13 protein-coding genes and 1 riboswitch are annotated in these 17,738 nt (G+C 66.2%); of the genes, 2 read left to right on the forward strand and 11 right to left on the reverse strand.

Annotated features, from left to right (window positions below):
* Positions 1 to 14: 14 nt before the first annotated feature.
* The 8 genes from DID96_RS11685 to DID96_RS11720 all read right to left on the reverse strand — a co-directional run bounded on the left by DID96_RS11685 (position 15) and on the right by DID96_RS11720 (position 14,374).
* The gene (locus DID96_RS11685; RefSeq protein ID WP_124599478.1) at positions 15 to 647 is read right to left on the reverse strand and encodes a LysE family translocator; all 633 of its coding nucleotides are present in this window, start codon (positions 645 to 647) and stop codon (positions 15 to 17) included.
* Between the two features lie 20 nt (positions 648 to 667).
* Positions 668 to 751: riboswitch (ZMP/ZTP riboswitch) on the reverse strand.
* Positions 738 to 1,592: a Sir2 family NAD-dependent protein deacetylase gene (locus DID96_RS11690; RefSeq protein ID WP_124599479.1), complete on the reverse strand. Its 855-nt coding sequence runs from the start codon at positions 1,590 to 1,592 to the stop codon at positions 738 to 740. (Overlaps the previous riboswitch by 14 nt.)
* A gap of 13 nt (positions 1,593 to 1,605) precedes the next feature.
* Positions 1,606 to 2,019, reverse strand: a complete 414-nt coding sequence (locus DID96_RS11695; protein WP_124599480.1) for a hypothetical protein — start codon at positions 2,017 to 2,019, stop codon at positions 1,606 to 1,608.
* Between the two features lie 78 nt (positions 2,020 to 2,097).
* Positions 2,098 to 3,675: a hypothetical protein gene (locus tag DID96_RS11700; protein ID WP_124599481.1), complete on the reverse strand. Its 1,578-nt coding sequence runs from the start codon at positions 3,673 to 3,675 to the stop codon at positions 2,098 to 2,100.
* Positions 3,676 to 3,706: 31 nt separating this feature from the next.
* Positions 3,707 to 5,830, reverse strand: a complete 2,124-nt coding sequence (gene recD, locus DID96_RS11705; protein WP_124599482.1) for an exodeoxyribonuclease V subunit alpha — start codon at positions 5,828 to 5,830, stop codon at positions 3,707 to 3,709.
* Positions 5,827 to 9,618 carry an exodeoxyribonuclease V subunit beta gene (gene recB / locus DID96_RS11710; RefSeq protein ID WP_124599483.1) on the reverse strand — a complete coding sequence of 1,264 codons (3,792 nt, stop codon included), beginning with the start codon at positions 9,616 to 9,618 and terminating at the stop codon, positions 5,827 to 5,829. Before recB ends, recD begins: the two co-directional genes overlap by 4 nt.
* 8 nt (positions 9,619 to 9,626) lie before the next feature.
* Positions 9,627 to 13,295 (reverse strand): exodeoxyribonuclease V subunit gamma, encoded by a 3,669-nt coding sequence (gene recC, locus DID96_RS11715; protein ID WP_260463856.1) that lies wholly within the window; start codon positions 13,293 to 13,295, stop codon positions 9,627 to 9,629.
* 326 nt (positions 13,296 to 13,621) lie between these two features.
* The gene (locus DID96_RS11720) at positions 13,622 to 14,374 is read right to left on the reverse strand and encodes a hypothetical protein (RefSeq protein ID WP_124599484.1); all 753 of its coding nucleotides are present in this window, start codon (positions 14,372 to 14,374) and stop codon (positions 13,622 to 13,624) included.
* 251 nt (positions 14,375 to 14,625) lie between these two features.
* On the opposite strand from DID96_RS11720, the gene DID96_RS11725 reads away from it, so the two are divergent.
* Positions 14,626 to 15,156, forward strand: a complete 531-nt coding sequence (locus tag DID96_RS11725; protein ID WP_260463857.1) for a hypothetical protein — start codon at positions 14,626 to 14,628, stop codon at positions 15,154 to 15,156.
* A gap of 108 nt (positions 15,157 to 15,264) precedes the next feature.
* Here DID96_RS11725 and DID96_RS11730 read toward each other — a convergent pair whose 3' ends face one another.
* The 3 genes from DID96_RS11730 to DID96_RS38270 all read right to left on the reverse strand — a co-directional run bounded on the left by DID96_RS11730 (position 15,265) and on the right by DID96_RS38270 (position 16,795).
* A complete protein-coding gene (locus DID96_RS11730; RefSeq protein WP_124599485.1) occupies positions 15,265 to 16,326 on the reverse strand; it encodes a YafY family protein in 1,062 nt (353 codons plus the stop codon).
* 75 nt (positions 16,327 to 16,401) lie between these two features.
* Positions 16,402 to 16,620, reverse strand: coding sequence for a hypothetical protein (locus tag DID96_RS11735; RefSeq protein ID WP_124599486.1), 219 nt, complete (start codon positions 16,618 to 16,620; stop codon positions 16,402 to 16,404).
* Between the two features lie 22 nt (positions 16,621 to 16,642).
* The gene (locus tag DID96_RS38270; protein WP_185732226.1) at positions 16,643 to 16,795 is read right to left on the reverse strand and encodes a hypothetical protein; all 153 of its coding nucleotides are present in this window, start codon (positions 16,793 to 16,795) and stop codon (positions 16,643 to 16,645) included.
* 269 nt (positions 16,796 to 17,064) lie between these two features.
* On the opposite strand from DID96_RS38270, the gene DID96_RS11740 reads away from it, so the two are divergent.
* Complete coding sequence (locus DID96_RS11740; protein ID WP_260463858.1) at positions 17,065 to 17,619, forward strand: helix-turn-helix domain-containing protein; 555 nt, start codon at positions 17,065 to 17,067, stop codon at positions 17,617 to 17,619.
* The last annotated feature ends 119 nt before the right edge of the window (positions 17,620 to 17,738 follow it).

Below are 17,738 nucleotides of genomic sequence, written 5' to 3' on the forward strand. Positions count from 1 at the left end.
TGTGCGAGTCGTTGCTATTTCCTGGATTCGCATGCCATCCGCACCGCCAGACCTGTGAGAACGCCTCCCATCAGCCAGCGCTGCACCGACAGCCACGACGGCCGTCCTGACAGGAAGATAGATATCGATCCGGCTGTCACGACGATCAGTGCATTCACAGCGAGGCTGATCGAAATCTGAACGCTGCCGAGCGCCAGCGATTGGGTAAGAACACTACCGTGTCCTGGCGTAATAAACTGGGGAAGCAGAGACAGATACATGACGGCGATCTTGGGATTCGCCAGGTTAGTGACAAAACCCATGCCAAAGAGCTTCCTTGGAGTATCGACCGGCAGGTCGCGCACTGCAAACGCGGACCGTCCGCCCGGTTTGACCGCTTGCCAGGCAAGGTACAGAAGGTACAAAGCACCGCCAAAGCGAAGCGTGTCGTATGCGTAAGGTACCGCAAATATGAATGCCGTGATTCCGAATGCCGCACAGAGCATATAGAACACAAAGCCCAGAGCAACGCCTCCCAACGAAATGAGGCCTGCGCGTCTACCTTGGCAAATTGAGCGGGAAATTAGATAAATCATGTTCGGCCCCGGCGTTAACACCATCCCCAACGCCACAAGACCGAACATGAGCAATTGCGTGAAATCAGGCATAACCCATCTCCAAAGATAGTAGGTAATGCCCAGGCGCGCGGCGGCCAACAACCTCACGCTCCCCGATAGTGCCCTATCTGTATGCGCCAGTCACATGAGTGCAGAGATCCTAGCATGTCTTCTGTTGGCCCGCATTGCCTCGTCGATCGCGCTCAGCACCGCGAGCGCCCGCCCCCGAATGCCGACCCCGACGCCATCGACCGTGACGTCGCCGGCGTCGAGGTTGATGCGGATCAGCGGCCCGCGCACGGATTCGGCGAACATCCGCACGCTCGGCACGGCGGTCCCGGCCCCTGCTTCAATCACGACCGGCCGCGCGACCGTGCCGAGCCAATCCTGCATGCGCGTCCATTGGCGCGACGTCCGCGTGCCGATCCAGCGCTGATCGTCGAACATCAGGAAGTTCGGCCGCGCGAGGCCGCCGCATGCGTGGCAGCGCGGCAAACCGGATGCATCGAGCGTATCGACGTCGACATCACCCATCGTGTTGCCGGTCGACCAGATCGCGTCGCTGCACGGTTCGCCGCATTGCATGAAGTTGATCGTGCCGTGGCATTCGAGCACCCTGTCCTCGTCGAAACCGGCCGACTGGAAATGGCCGTCGACGTTGCTCGTGAACACGAACGCGCCGTGACGCGCGCGCTGTGCCCAACGCCGCAGCATCGCGTAACCGGCATGAGGGCTCGCGTGCCGGCATACCTGAAGCGCGCGCCCGTAGAATCGCCACGCGTCGACAGGTCTGTCGACGAAGCAGTCGCCCTGGGTCAGCGAGCCGACGTCGCGCTCGCTCATTCCGGCAGGCAGCAGCGAAGTCCAGAGCCCGCCCGTGCCGCGAAAGTCCGGCAACCCGGAATCGACGCTCATGCCTGCGCCCGCCGCGATGACGATGCCATCTGCGTTGGCGATCCAGTCCGCCGCGCGGCGGATATTGTCTTGGTCGTTCAAGGTTGTGCTCCGTTCAGAAATTGTCGGCCCAGCGATCCCAGAACCCGGGCTCGTCGTGGTGAGCGTTCTTGCGTGCGTAGTCGAGGCCGATCACGAGGAAGCGCATGTGCGGAAAACGCAGCGAACCGTCCGGATATTCGAGGAATGCTTCGAGCGCGCGGTAGGTCGCGTCGTCGCGGTCGAACGGCAGGTCGATGTAGATCGATCCGCGATAGCTTCGCATCACGCGCTCGTCCGCCACCTCGCCGCACTCCGTCCACGCAATGCCGCGCGCGTCGAGCCATGCGATGAGCGCGTCTCGCGCCGGATGTTCCCGCCAGTTGTACGGCGAGCGCTCGCGCGCCGGGTTGTCGAAGAACGTGACGTAAAGCGTATCGCGCGCGTTGCGGCGCGCGATTGCGTCGATATGCTCGATCGTGCGTGGCATGATGTGTCTCCGTGGAAAAGGATCACGTCATCTTGCCAGCGCATCGGGACATTTCCTGTCCCGATGCAGCGCAGCCGATCAGCGCGGGCCGAGGTCGCGGCCGTCGCGGTCGACGCCCATCCGGTTGCGGAAATCGTCGAAACCGTCGCCGAAGAAGTGGAAGAAAAGCGCAGTCGGGCGGTCCTGCTCGTCCAGCAAGCCGAAATGCCGGCCGACGCCCCGGCCGACGGATAGCAGCGTGGCCGCCGATTTGGGTGTGCCTGCGTAGCCTGACTTGATGAGGCGTTGCGTGCGCGCGCCGGCTGCCGTTTCGGCCAGCTCGCAATACCCGGCCAGGCCCGCGCAAACGAGGCAAACCTGTTCGCGCTCGTCACCAGCGACGAATTCGGGCTCCCCATAGTTCGCCGCGATCAGGTCGCCCTTGCCGTTGCTATTGCCGCTGCCCTCGATCGACCGGATCTCCTCGAGCGAGCGTTCGTGCAGATTGAATTCCCGTTCGCCGAACGGAAAACAGTAGGCCCGGAAGTTCTTTATGAACGCACTGTACAAAAGGGCGTGCGTCGGTGCGTTGAGCCATTGCCTGAAGCTGTCTGCATCGGGATTCGCCGGCTCGGTTTCGCGATAGGCACAATATGCGCCCAGTACCTTGCTAAACGGATGCCCCGTCGGCACGAAGTTTCCGCCTTCGCCCGGCACCATCGGCGCGTCGTCAGGGATGACGATCGCACCGCCCTCACCCACGCCACTACCGCTGCCAGCCACGCTCCGGATGTCATATCCGATCATGAATAGCGCCGCTTCGAACGCATGACACTGCGCCGCGATCAGGTCCGCACCGTCGACGTGCGGCTCGCTCGCAAACAACGCCTTTCGTTCGAGCACAGCACGGATGATCCAGCCTGCGCGCACTTGCCAGCCTGCCCAACGCTCGCGCGGCATCTGATTCGTGTAGAACTGCGGCGCTGCCGCGAATCCCAGATCCCCCGGATTGCGAATCTGCGCGCCGCGCGCCTGTCCCGACGGGAAGCCGAGCGGATCGTACCGGACGCCGATGCGTTCGGCATCTCGCCGAAACAGCTCGTAGAGCATCGCCAATGCGGCACCGACGCGGCTGTCGTAGATCGGCGATCCGGTCGTATCGAACAGCGCATGCACCTTGGTCAGCCCGGCGTCGAAGCGCTCGACATTGCGCGCGTGCAAGTCGTCGGTCGTCTGTGAGCCATCCAGCGCGAACAGCGGCGCAAGCGACTTCAGGTACGCGCAGAATGCGCGTTGCCGCACCTTCGACTCGATGAACGGAATCGCACTGAACACGCCGCCCCAGCGCAATATCTCGCGCGCCACCGCGCCAGCTCGCTCGTCGTCGCCTTTGGCAACGGCCTCGCGCAGCATGACGCTCAAGCGCTGGAGCGTCGCGCGCGTCGTTTCCCAGTCCTGCGATTCGATCCGTCGCTCCGTATCCGGATCGATCCACGCACTGCGCCAGCAGTATTGCGCGAGAACGGCTTCGATACCGTTCACGCGGATATCGAGCCCGCCCGGAACGAACTTGCTGCTGGCAAAACGCAAGTGCACAGGCAGTGTCGGCAGATGCTCGACGAGCCAGGTCACGAACTCCGCGACGTGAGATTGCTCGAGAAATGCTTTGCGATCCATTGATTTCTTTCCTCAGCGATGTAGATGGTATTCACCGCACGTCAAACCCGGCCGACAGACCACTCGCGCGCAGTACGCACTTCTCCACGGCCTGCTCGATGATCGATCGCCCGCCCGCGTTCGCGATCGTCAGGAAGCTGCGTGCACGCGTGATGCCCGTGTACACGAGCTCTCGCGTGAGCACGGGGCTCAGCGTGTCGGGCAGAACCAGCGCCGCGTGTGCAAACTCCGAGCCTTGCGATTTGTGCACGGTGAGCGCGAACACGGTCTCGACGGCCTGCAGGCGGCTCGGCAGCACCCACTTGATCCGCCCTGATCCGTCACCCGCCGCAAATGCGACACGCAGGCGCATCTCGCCGTCCGGCGCGGGAAGCGCGAGCGTGATGCCGATGTCGCCGTTCATCAGGCCGAGTTCGTAGTCGTTGCGCGTGACGAGCACCGGGCGCCCCAGATACCATTCGCCGGCGGGTGCAATCAGGTTCGCCGCATGAAGCAGACGCTCGACGCGCCGGTTCAGCCCTTCGACGCCCCACGGGCCGCGACGCAATGCGCACAGGAGCTGGAATTCGCCATGCGCATCGAGCACGGCGTTCGCCCACCGGTCGAAGCTCGCCGGGTCCGCACCCGGTGACGGCTTCTCCTGGCGAAGCGTCTGCAAGTAGTGGCGATAGCCGTGCCGGCCGTTCCCGTCCATCGATCCGCTGTCGGCGGCGTCACCGGCGACGCCGTCCACGACCAGCGCGCCGAGCGCCGCGTCGCTCTTCTCCGAGCAGTCGAGCAGCGCGAGATCGGCGTAACCATGCGCCCATACCTCGGCAACTTTGGCCTGCTCGCCCGAGTTGACGGCCTCGGCCAGTTTGCCGATTCCGCTGTTCTCCGAAAAACGGTGGCTGAAACGCAGCATCGCGATCGACTGGTCGAGCGCGCTGCCGGCCGGATCGACGAGCTTCTCGCCGACCTGCTCGTCCGTCACCTGCTGCAGCCAGGCTTGCGTTTGCGGCGTGTAATGTCCTGCACGCGCGCGCTGGCACAGCTCGCCCAGCACGGCGCCCGCCTCCACCGACGCGAGCTGGTCCTTGTCGCCGAGCAGGATCAGCCGAGCGCGCGCGGGCAGTGCCGACAGCACCGCATGCATCATTTCGAGGTCGACCATCGACGCTTCGTCGATCACGAGCACGTCGAGCGACAGCGGATTGCCTGCGTGATGCCGGAAGCGCCGCGAGTCGGGGCGCGTGCCGAGGAGCCGATGCAGCGTCGTCACGGACACCGGAATCGCCGCGCGGACTGCGGCGCCGTGCGGGAAGCCGTCGAGCGGCAATTGCGCGACCGCCCCCGCGATCGACTCGTTCAGGCGCGCGGCGGCCTTGCCGGTGGGCGCCGCGAGACGAATGCGCAGCGCTCGCCCGTCGCTGTCGGCCATCAGCGCGAGCGACTGCAACAACGCGAGCAGCTTGACGACCGTTGTCGTCTTGCCCGTGCCGGGGCCGCCCGTGATGACGCTGAACGCGCTGCGCGCCGCGAGCGCGCACGCGAGTTTCTGCCAGTCAGCGCGCGGCTCGGGAGCCTCGCCGGCGGACGCTTGCCGAAGCGGGAACAGCGTGCGAAGGGCATCGCGCAGCCGGTCGTCGGGCAACGCGTCGCCGAGCTGCGCCGACATCGCGAGCCGTTCGTCGAGCGCGCCGCATACGCGCTGCTCATAGTGCCAGTAGCGGCGCAAATACAGCCGCGTGCCCGTCAGCACCAGCGGCGTCGCGCCGGCTCCGTCGCCGACGAGATCGCCGTGCGCAAGCGCGGCCTGCCAGTGCGCGAGCGTGACACCGGCCAGCACGTGCGACGGCAGCACGACGGCCGCATCGGTATCGCGCGGCCCAAGACCGTCGGGCGGCAGCGACAGCACGAAAGCCGGATCGGCGAGCGTCGCTTGCAGATCGAGACACGCGTGACCGCGCCCCAGCTGGTGGCTCGCAAGCGCGGCGGCGAGCAGCAGCAGCGCGTGCGCATCCGGCGCCTCGTGCGCGAGGAAACGCGCGAACGCCGCATCGACCTCACGCAACCACCCGCATGCGACCCATTCGGCAAGCAACTGCTCCATCTGCTCGCGGGAGGCCGGGTCGTGACGCGCCGCAACCGGCGCATCGGAAAACGTCGCGTTCATTGGACTTCCGCTTCAGGATGTTGAATGTAGGCTGTGCCCGCAAAGAGCGCGTCCAGCCGTTCGATCAGTTCGCGCGGCGGCCGCTCGGCGTACACGCCCTGGGTCGACGCATTCAGGCCGCGCAGGAACAGGTAGATCGCGCCGCCGACATGTTCGTCATAGTCGTAATCCGGCAACCGCGCCTTCAGCAGGCGATGCAGCGCGAGCAGATACAGCACGTATTGCAGCTCGTAGCGCGAACGCAGCATCTGCGCGCGGATCTTCTCCGTCGTATAGCCCGTATCGTCGGCGCCCAGCCAGTTCGACTTGTAATCGGCAACGTAATAGCGGCCCTCGTGCTCGAACACGAGATCCATGAAGCCCTTCAGCATCCCGTTCAGCGTCGCAGGCTCGAGCGGCGGACGCTCGGCCCCGTCCAGCGTGTGTGCGCACACGAGCCGGTCGAGCACCGCCGTATCGACGTGCTGCGCGGCGAACCAGAACTCCATTTCACCGACCGACGTCGAAAGCGCCGACAACGCGATCGACGTCGGCTCGATCCCGTGCCCGCCCGTCAGCACGAACGGTGTCGACACGATTTGCCTGACCCAATCGGTCAGCGGTTCGATCCAGCGCGCCCAGCCGCGCACGCTGCAGCGTCGCGCAACCACTTCGCGCAGCGCGTCGCGATCGTCAGCGACCCGTGCGAATCCGTGTGCCGCAGCCCATTCGAGCAGATCGTGCAGGAAGCTGCCCTGCTCCGATCCGCGCGGGAAATCGTGCAACGTGCTGGCGTTCGCATGCGACATCAGCGCATCGCGCAGCGCTTGCGCGGCCTGTTCGTCGTCGACGTCGCGCTCGGCGTCGCTCGCCTCGTTGAATCCGTCTTCGCCCGGCGTGTCCGGCACAGTGTGCTCGCGATGGCTTTGTCCGGTCGTCCTGAGGCTCGAATAGCTGGCGATCCACCACGGTTCGCGCACCACGCGCGCCGACTGCCGCGCGGCGCCGTGGCACGCTTCGTCGGCACGCGGCGCGAATCGCTCGTCGCCGGGGTCTGGCGCGGGAACGACGGCTATGTTCGCCGAAGCGCCGAGTACCGTTTGCAGACGGCTTTCCAGCTCGCCGGCCGCGAGCGGCTGCCCGCCGCAGACCAGGTAGCCGATCGCCGTACGTTCGAGTTCGTCGAGCGGCGCCATGCCGATCCACGTCGCGTGACAGGCGCGGGTCAGTGCCACGTAGAGCTTGCGCAGATCCTCGCCGAGGCGTTCGTGGTCAACCCGGTCCAGCACACCGCTCTCGCCGTCCAGCGACACGCGCAACTCGTCGTGTTCGTCGTGCCATTTGAGCGGCATGTCCGTCGCTTTCGCCGGGCGGTGCGCGCACGCGAACGGAAGAAACACGAGCGGATATTCGAGCCCCTTCGATTTGTGGATCGTCACGACCTTGACGAGATCGCCGTCACTCTCGAGGCGCGTCTGAACCGCGTCGCTGCCGGCATCGCTGTCGTCCGACGCGGCACGCTGATCAGCCAGATAACGGATCTGGCCGTGCAGGCCGTCGATCATCGCGCTCGCCTGCTGCAGCAGTTCGGCCAGATGCAGCAGATCCGTCAGGATTCGCTCGCCGCCCGCCACACCCTGGCGGCCGTCCGCATGCGTGCCGAGCAGGCGCGCGGGCACGCCGAAATCGTTCAGGAACCGGCGCAGCATCGGCAGCACGCCCTGACGCCGCCAGCATTCGTGATAGCCGCGGAACTGCAGCACGCACGCCTCCCACGCGATCTCGTTGCCGAAGCGCGCGTCGAGTTCCGCCCAGCTCAACCCGAGCGTGGCCGTCGAGAGCGCGGTGCGCACGAGCCGTCCGTCGTCGGGGTCCGCACACGCGGCGAGCCAGTGTTGCAGCTCGGCTGCCTGCGCGCTCTGGAACACGGAGCTCCGGTCGGACAGATAGACCGATCGCACGTTGCGCGCCGCCAGCGCGCCGCGGATCGCGTCGGCCTCGCCACGGTTGTTGACGAGCACCGCGATGTCGGCCGGCCGCAGCGGCTGCAGTCCGTTGTCGCTGGCAAAACCCGCATCGCCACGTTGACCCAGGTTGAGCAGGCGCACCATCTCCGTCGCGCAACCCGCCGCGATTCGGTCCAGATACGCGGTCTTGGTCGTCGGCTTGCCGTCGTCGGCGGGCGGCAGCCACCAGGCGGTCAACGCCCGCGGGGCGGCGCCGTTCACGACGAACGTGTCGGCGCGGCCTTGCGCGCTGACGGCGGAGAATGGCACGGGGTTGTCGCCGTTGCGCCGGAACAGGAATGCGCCTTCGCCGGCGCGCGCTTCCGCGACATCGAAGCAGTGGTTCGTCGCGTCGACCATTGCGTCGCTCGAGCGGAAGTTCTTCGCGAGCGTATGGAGCCGGCCGTCGCACGAGCGCCGTGCGGCAAGATACGTATGGATATCGGCGCCGCGAAACGCGTAGATGGCCTGCTTCGGATCGCCGATCAGGATCAGCGCGCGCCACGCTGCGGCGGCTTCCGCGCGGTACACGGCATCGAAGATGCGGTACTGGACGGGATCGGTGTCCTGAAACTCGTCGATCAGCGCGACCGGAAACTGCTGACGAATCACTTCCGCAAGACGCTCGCCGTTCGGGCCGTGCAGCGCCGCGTCGAGTCGTGTCAGCAGGTCGTCGAAACCCATTTGCGCGCGGCGTGCCTGTTCCGCCGCAAAGCGTTCGGCCACCCATTGCGCGGCATGCGACAGCACGGCGGCGCGGGCCGTCGGCAGCGCGTCGAGTTCGGCGTTCAGCGTCTCGAGCGCGACGAACCCCGGATGCGCCGGAACCGGGGCGCCTTCTGCGCACACTTCCTTGAGTCCGCCCGGCGTCAGCTTGCTCCAGCCGCTATTGAGCGACGGCTTCTCGCTCGCCGGATCGTTGGCCCATTCCCGCAGCGCGTTGGTCCAGCGGTCACAGTCGGCCTTGCGCATGTTCGCGGGCCTGAAATGCTTTTGATCCCGCGCGTGATCGAGCACGGCCGTCATCCCGTCGGGCCATGCATGCCACGGCGCCTTGATGCGGGCGAGGCAGATCGCGCGCTCGTCGCGCGACGCCTTCAGCGACGCTTCGGGCGCGGCAGCGGCCGGCAACTGCGACGCGAGCGCCAGCAGGTTGCGCAGTTGCGACTGCAATGCACGGGGGCCCGGAATCCACTCCGCAACGGCCGCTGCATCGCTCGCGTCGAGGGGGGCCATGAACGTGCGCCAGTAGTCCCGCACGACCTCGGCCATCAGTTCGCCCTGGTCCGTTTCGAGCGTCTGGCTGAACAGGCTGTCGCTGTCGAACGCGTGTTCGCGCAACATGCGGTTGCACCAGCCGTGGATCGTCGAGACAGCCGCGTCGTCCATCCACTCGGCCGCGAGTTGCAGCCTGCGTGCACATGCGGGCCAGTCCGCGGGCGGATATTCGCTGCGCAGCGCGTGGAGCAGGTCCGTCTTGCCGGCGTCGAGCGGTTTCACCGCATCGGGCGCGACCTGAAAACAGGCCGCGGCTTCGTTCAGCCGCGCGCGGATCCGGTCGCGCAACTCCTTGGTCGCGGCATCCGTGAACGTGACGACGAGAATTTCGGGCGGCGTCAGCGGTTTCGGTTGCGCAGCCGACGGCTCGTGTCCGAGCACCAGACGCACGTACAGCATCGCGATCGTAAAGGTCTTGCCGGTGCCGGCGCTGGCTTCGATCAGGCTGCGGCCGGACAGCGGGAAGCGCAGCGGGTCGAGCGGCTGTGGCGCTTGCATCGCTTGCGTTGCGGTCAGGGTTGGCATCGACACGTTCATTCGTTGGCTCCTGCCGCGTCGCGCGCGGCCTTTTCAGTCCTCGTTTCTCTTCTTTCCCTCCTGACGATTGCGCGCAGCATCGGCAACAGCAGGGACTCAGCCAGCGCGTCGAACCGGCCGTCCGCGGTCAACGCATCGAAATCCGGAAACGCGCGGCCCAGGCTCGCGCTCTTGCCGACTTCGCCCTTGTTGTATGCGTCGCCCTCGTACTTCGAATGTGCGGCTTTCCGGGCGGCGGCCCGGGTTTCTTCCGACGGCGCGCCGTTGCCGTCCTTGCCGAAGCACTGGAGCAGCCACGCGAAAGCCGTCGTTGCCGCGAGCGGCAGCGGCTCGCGCATCCCGGCCTCCCACGCATTCAGCAACGCGGCAAGATGCACTTCCGCCTCGCCGCCGGCGAGCGGTCTCAACTCGACACTGCCCTTCTTGCTGACGATCATGGTCGTCACCGGCCGGCCCGCGAGATTCGCGGCCAGATGCCGGACCCAATGTCCGACGAGCTTGTCGTATCGATACGCGCTCTTGTCGACGAGCGCACTCGTCTCGAGCAACAGTCGCGCACGCTTGCCTTCGCGGTCGGCGCGCCATTGACCGAGCCAGTCGGCGAGGCCAGGCGCCTGGCTTTCGCCGGCGATCTGAAATGCGACCTCGCATTCGCCGTCGATGGCCACCGGCCATCGTGTGAGTTGTTCGCGGTAGGCGGCGAACAGGTCGTCCATCGGCTCGAGCAACGCTACGCTCGCGAGATCGCCGAAACCACCCGGCACGACGTCGCCGCGCCGGCGGATGGCGGCCATGCATGCGTGTCGTGCGGCGACGATCGCATCGTCGTCGTGCATTTCTGCAGCCTGCACGCCGATCAGCTCGTCCTGCAGCTTCCACGTGTCGAGCGCATCGAGCTCGAACGGTTCCTCGTCGTCGACGGCGGACTCCTCGATGTCCAGCGCCACGCGCAGGCGCTGACTGAAAAAGGTCTTGACCGGGTTCTTCAGGAAATCCGCGAGTTCGCGAAGCGACAACGGATCGTCGCGGACGATTGCCGGCACGTGCGTCGCCGCCGACGGCGCGGGGTCGCGACTCGCGAGTGGCGCGTCGCGCCATTCGGCGGCGTACGTGAACAGCGCCGACGCGTTCGCGCCGGGCGGGAAATACGCGACGCTGAACGGTTGCAGCGGATGCTCGACCGTCAGTGCATTGACGAGTGCATCGGGTGCATCGCTTGCATCGCGACCGCCGCCGCTCGCGCCGGCGAGACGCCACCCGGCGGCGAGATGGTCGCGCAGCTGGCCGACCAGTACCGACGGCGGCCGCACGCCGTTATCGGTAATGCTGCGCCCGACCCACGACACGTGAAGATGGTCGCGCGCCGACAGCAGCGCCTCGAGCAGCAGATACCGGTCGTCCTCGCGACGCGAGCGGTCGCCCGGCCGGTAATGCAGGCGCATCAGGTCGAAATCCATCGGCACGCGCGCGCGCGGATAGTCCCCGTCGTTCATGCCGAGCAGGCACACGCGACGGAACGGAATCGCCCGCATCGGCATCAACGTCGCGAACGTCACCGCGCCGGCGAAGAAGCGCTGCGAGAGCCCGCCCTCGTCCAGCTGGCCCAGCCAGTAGTCGCTGACGACGGACAGCGGCAGCACGTCGGTCAGGCGCGCCTCGGTGCACGCATCGAGCCAGGTCTGCAGCACGTTGTCGAGGCGCGCGAGCGTATAGGCGTCGTCACCGTCGTGCGCGCTGAAGAACGTCTGCTTCAGCGCGCGCAGCCGCTCGCACCAGTCCGGGACGGTCGCCGGCTCGGCGAGCGTGCGCCATGCGTGGTCGAGCGCATCGATCAGCCTGACGAGCGGGCCGAGCAGCGCCGCGTCGAGTCCGCCCACCTCGTCGAACGGTTCGATGTCGTGCCACGCGCCGGCTTCGCTGCCGACCGCATAGCCGAGCAGCATGCGCCGCAGGCCGAACGCCCAGGTATGGGGCGCCGCGGCCTGCTCGTCGAGCGGCAGCCCGAGGCTCGCGCGCTGCTCCGCGTGCAAGCCCCAGCGGATATTGGCACCGCGGATCCACGCACGGAGTTTCGGCAGGTCGGCTTCAGCGATGCCGAAACGCGTGCGCAGCGCCGGCACGTCGAGCAGGTCGAGCAGATCGCTGACCGCGACGCGCGAATTCGGCAGCCCGAGCAGCATGTCGAGCGCACCGATCAGCGGATCGGCCTTGCGCTGGCCGCGATCGGCCACGCTGAACGGGATGTGGCGCGGATCGCTTCGGTCGAGCAGGCCGAACACGGCCTGCACGTGCGGTGCGTAGGCTTCGATATCCGGCACCATCACGACGATGTCCTGCGGCCGCAGGCTCGGGTCGGCGTTGAACGCCGCGAGCAGCTGGTCGTGCAGGATCTCGACTTCGCGCTGCGCACTGTGCACGACGTGAAAGCGGATCGATTCGTCCGTCGTCGGATCGACGGCCGGCCACTCGTCCCGGGTCTCGCGCAGCGGGCGCAGATCGCGGATATCGTCCTGCAACTGCTGCAGCAGCGTCGACGCGTCGCGCGGCTCGAACAGGTCGATGCGCTGGCCGATGCGCACGAATTGCGGACCGTAATGCTCGCGCGCATCGGCGCTGTCGAACTCGTCGAGCAGGCCGATGAAGTCGCGCCCCTGCTTGCCCCACGACGCGAGCAGCGGATGGGCGTGCAAGTGGAGCGTGTCGAGGTCGAGCTCGGCGGGCATGCCCGCGCGCCGTTGCTGACGCGCCTGGTGCCGGCCCAGCAGGTCGCGGTCGGGCACGATGTCGGCCCAGTAATGCGCGCACGGATTGGCCACGCACATCATCACCTGACTCCAGCGCGCGAGTGCGGCCAACGCTTCGAGCAACTGGTGCGGCAGGCTCGAAATGCCGAAGATCACGATGCGCCGCGGAATGCCCGTCGGGCGCCGGCCGTCGTTCCCGTCTTTGTCCCCGTCTTCGTCCCAGTTTGCGATCCTGCTCATGAACGCTGCGTGCACCGCAGCCCGCCCGCCTTTCGACGAAATCTCCGGGGACGCGACACCGCCCGGCGCGTTCGCCACGTCGTTCACCAGTTCGTACCATAGCGCGGCCTGCCAGCGCTGCTCGTCGGGCAATGCCTGTTCCCCGCCGTGCGCATCGAGCACGACCGCGTCGCCGTCCGCCCAGCGCGCCAGCCAGTCGGCGCGATACATCTGATACTGGTCGAACAGGTCCGCGAGGCGCTCGGCGAGCTGGAACCGCTTGCGCCGATCGTCGTCGTCGCTGATGAAGCGCCTGAGCGGTGCGAACGCGGGACGGTCGACCAGTGCGGGCAACACGCGCATCAGGCGCCACACGAGCCGCGACTTGTCGAACGGCGACACTTCAGCAACCGAGTCGGCGCCCAGCACCGCGCGATATGCGTGCCAGACGAAGCGTGACGGCAGCGAGACATCGAGCGCGGCGGCGATCCCGCAGCCGCCTTCGCCGCTTGCCGGATCGCGATCGGCGGCAAGCGCGAGCTTCAGCCACTGCGCGATGCCGTTGCTCTGGACGAGAATCGTCTCGCTCTCGAGCGGGGCGAGCGGGTAATGCTTGATCCACTCGACGAGCAGGTCGCGCAGCCGCTCGGATCGGTTGCCATGGATCAGCATCAGCGCCGGGGAAATGAAATTCGAAATCAAGGATGGCTCCATGAGCGCTGGCGAACGGCGCGGCCGACGTGATCGACACGTCGCCACGATCCGTTCGCGAATGACGCGTGGTCTTGAATTGGGGCGTGCAGCGCGCGTCCGTCGACACACCGCGGCGCGGGGTCGGCCAGGCAAGGCTGGCCAAAGGCCGGTGCGAGACGACGGTGCGGGCGGTGCGCGTTCGACGCGCCGCGAACGAATTGACGGCAGGCGCCGCGAATTCTTTAATGCGGGTTGTGCGTGGCGCCTGTCGCCAGCGCGGGGATGTCGGCTGCTTCTATTCGTGTGCTCGCCAGATCAGCGTCCCAAACCAGGGGCTAGCCTTCCTGCGTTCGCCCGAGCATCCGGATGAATTCGTCCGCCGGAACCGGTTCTGCCGCGTTCGCGTCATCGTCCGCCGCCCGCAGCAATGCGACGAATTCCTCCGTCTGCTGCGGGCTGCCGGCCCAGGACAATTCCCACAGCACCGCATGAATGACCTGCAAGAGTGTCGGATTCGGCACTTGGAACGCATGAAGCGTCTGCGTAACGTCGCGGCTGCCGGTCACGTTTGCGTCGGGGTTGACGCGCAGCGGAAGATTGATGATCTGGGGAAGCGGCGAATATGTGACTGCCCAGCGGATACGGGTTCCCTTCGCATAGCGGAGATGGCCGTCTTCCAGTACATCGTCCCGCAGTTCGTATCCCACTCCGCAGACCCACAGCCTATGAGTGCCATCCAGTGCGTTCGTTTGCGGGTCCAGTTCCCAGTCATGAAACAGCTCGAGATATTCGATACCTTCCGGGTCGTACTCGCCCGTGTACGGAACCGCATGACCGTGGCGGGCTTCCTGCAGGTATGCGGCCGAATGCAGGCGCCGGAACATCTCGACCAGCACCGGATTGCGTTCGAGCAACGCAAAGATGTCCCGCACGCAAATCTCGCCGACGAAGCGCACGGGTTCCATCGCGTACGCGGCCGCACTGTTCGACACATCGACCGGCACGTAGGCCCCTTCTTCCGCGTCTTCGTCCTGCACCCACTGCACGTATTCGAGCGTACCGCCCGGGTGAAGCGTCAGTTCCTTCATCGCGACTCCTTTTGCTTCGTTGCATGATGCATCGCGTTCAGGACAATCGCTGTCTCGATCGCGGGTTACGGATCGGGTTCGAGCACGTCGCTTACATCCGCAAGCGGCCGAATGCGCGCGTTGGGTCATTGAAAGAATGATGACGGCAACGTTACGTGGTACGTCCTGGAAGCGAATGTTTCGCTTGCGACAACGTATGTCGCAAGCACGTCGCACACTGTGCGTCAGAGTCAGGAACAGGAGATGCACACGTGAATACCCGCATGACGAAACCGGCGAGCGTCGAGCGCGCCGACATGGCGCGACTCGCTCGTTGCCACCGCAACGAACGCGCACCGCTGCGCATCGCATTGCGCCCGTGGGGATTCGATGCACGCACCGTCCAGTCGTGGATCCATGCGCTGCCCACGCTGGATCGCACGATCGCGTGGGGGATCGCGACTGATCGACGGGCGCCCGGCGCGGATATCGTGGTCCACGTCGTGAGGCCGGCGCCGGCAGCGCCCGGTCAGTTTTGCTGGAACAGCGTGGGGGCGAACTATGCGCTGAGGCAATCGCTCGCGGCATGCGGCACCGAGCTCGCACTTCTGATCGGTGACGCGGATCAGATGCCGGACGAGCGCATCGGGCACTGGGTCGTCGCCGGCGCGTTGCCGCCGGCTACCGCGCTCGCGCGGCTCGGCCAGTTGATCGCCGCTTGCGCGGCACCGCGTCGGGAGACGCAGGCGCCGGTACGACGCACGCTCATGCGCCTGATTGCAGGCCAATTGGACCTGGCCTGAACGGCCTCGTGCGGCAGTCGGGCCGCAGTCGGACGACAGTCGCGGGCGGGAGGTCGCGCCCCGCCCGGTCGTCTCGACTTGCGGCGCACGTCGCTGCGCGTCACGCGGTCATTCCGGCTGCCCGGCTGCGTCGGCGCGGCCTGGGCTCGCCGACTTGCCATACATGCGGGCCAGCTCGCTCGCCTCCTTCTCGAACTCGGCGCGCAAGCCGGCGGGCGCAAGCACCTCGACGTTCGGCCCGAACGAGCGCAGCCACCACCGCAACCGCTGGCTCAACAGCACCGTGCCGTGAATGAACAGCGCGTCGCCCTTGCGCGTATGCGCCTGATCCTTCGCCATGGGCGCTTCGAGCAGATGCTCCCCTGCCCCTTCGACGAACTTCAGCTTGAGCGTCACCTCCTTCTCGACCATGAAATCGAAGCGACGCTGCTGCTTCACATAGTCATCGAGCGAAAAGGTCGACGGATAGTCGAAGGTTTCGAGCAGCGCGCTGGCGCGCGTGAAGCGATCCATCCGGTACATCGTCGGTTCGGCCTTGCCCGGCGTGCCGCCCACCAGGTACACGAGCCCGCCGACCTCGACGAATCCGAGCGGCAGGATGACCTTCGCCCGGTCGTTGTCGGTGTTGTGGCGCGGGCGGTAGACGATTTCGAGCTTGCGTTCTTCGAAAAGCGCGCGCGACACGATCGCGAACAGTTCCCGGTCGATGACCGGATAATGCAGCGCGAAGCCACCACTTTCGACCGCAACCTTGCTCGCCCAGCGCGAGTAACGTCGCTCGGTTTCATTGCTCGTCCGCTTCAGCCGTGCGTCGGCGACGCTGAACATCGACGACAGCGATTCGGCCACCAGCTCCGGAATCTGTCGTGACGAAAAGCGCCGTAACGTCTGCAGCGCGAGCGCCTCGTCGAACGTCATCATCGAGCCCGCCTTCGCGGCCATGCCGCTCGCGCCGGCTTTCTTGCGCCACACCAGCGCCGTGCCGCGCTCCAGCACTTCGACGAGGCCGTCTTGCTCGAGCTTCGCGAGGCGCCGGTTGATCGTCCTTACGGTTGGCGTGTCCAGCGCGTTCTGGGAAAGCCATCGATGAATGTCGGGGGTGCTGATGTAGTCGTTGTGCGTCGCCGCGTCGGGCAGCACGCGCATGATTTCGCGATCGAGATCGGACATGACGGGTAAGCGTTGCTCGCAAAGAGTCGATCTCGGTATATCGACCGGCGACGGATATTCTTGAGGGCTTCCTGGTCAACGCCTCTTGCGCGCCAAGCGCTTCAGGCAACGCAGCAGATGGTCGAGCAGCGAAGACGGCGCGTCGAGCGGCCCCGCCGGACGGATATCCAGGTCGGCGCTGCCGCATGCAGGACATTCGGGCGGGGCGATGATCACGTCGCTGCGCGGCCGGAAGACGCGATGCCAGCCGCACGCGCGGCAGGTCATCCTGATCGGGCGGGCGGGAATGGGCATGGTGCGGACCTCAACCGGGCGGTCAGGCCGCGTGTGATGCACCGTTTGCGCCGTTCGCGGCATCGCGGCGCACCTTCTCGATATACTTGCCCAACGCGACCGTCGAAAGTACTCCGACCGCGAACGTGATTGCAAATGCGGCCAGGCTCTCGAGCGGTGAATTGTTGTTCAGCATGATGATCTCTCCGTTGCTGTGCATGCGTGTTTCGCCGGCGCGGGTCGCGCAAGCGTGTTGCGTTGAATCCGGTTGGAGGATAGCTGTCTGTCGCGACATTTCGTGTCGCAATGGGCCGGACGGTGACGTTGCCGACGTGCAGGTCGCGCTCGGGCATCCGATTCCCGGCTGGAATTGCTTGCGGGAGGCGCGATGCCACACGGCCTCCGGTGATGCAGCATCGCCTCCGGTATCGGGACACGGTATGTCCGAACGGGCGTCGACAATACGTGCTCGACAACGACAGGACGATATTCTCGATGCCATTCACCTCGGACATGCGGTTCTCGACGTTTCCGGCCTGGAACCGCCTCCCGACAGACGATACGGATTGCGAAGCACATCCGTCGAGCAGTGCGCCGCGAGCGCAGGCAATGACTGACAACCTTGGCCGCAACGGCGGGCCGATCAAACACGCCGCAATGAATATTCCGCTGAACGAGCGGCCCATGTCGGAGAAGATGCAGCATGTGGCCGACTGGATTGCGCTCAACTACGACAGGCCCGTCAAGATGCGACAGGCTGCCGACCTCGTTGCGATGAGCGAACGCACGCTGCTGCGCCACTTCGCGCGCGAAATCGGCAAGACGCCGAGTGCCTATCTGATGCATGTCCGGCTGGCGCGCGCGTGCACGATGCTTGAATGCACGGGACTTCCGGCAGACTCGATCGCGCGACGGTGCGGGCTCGGGAGCGGCGAGTACCTCGCGCGTCTGTTTCGCCAGCACTTCGGCAAGACCCCGATCGAGTATCGGCGAGCACATGTGAGCGTGGGCGGACGTTGACCGGGACGCCACGGTTCATTCGGTAGCAGTGTAGACGCTGCCCGGGGCGCAGGCTGCGGCAATCGCCCATCCGGTTGGTTTGCAGCAGCCGCGCGATGTGTCGACGGCAGATGACAAGC

This window comes from Burkholderia sp. Bp8963 (genome assembly GCF_003854275.1).
Lineage (GTDB): Bacteria > Pseudomonadota > Gammaproteobacteria > Burkholderiales > Burkholderiaceae > Burkholderia.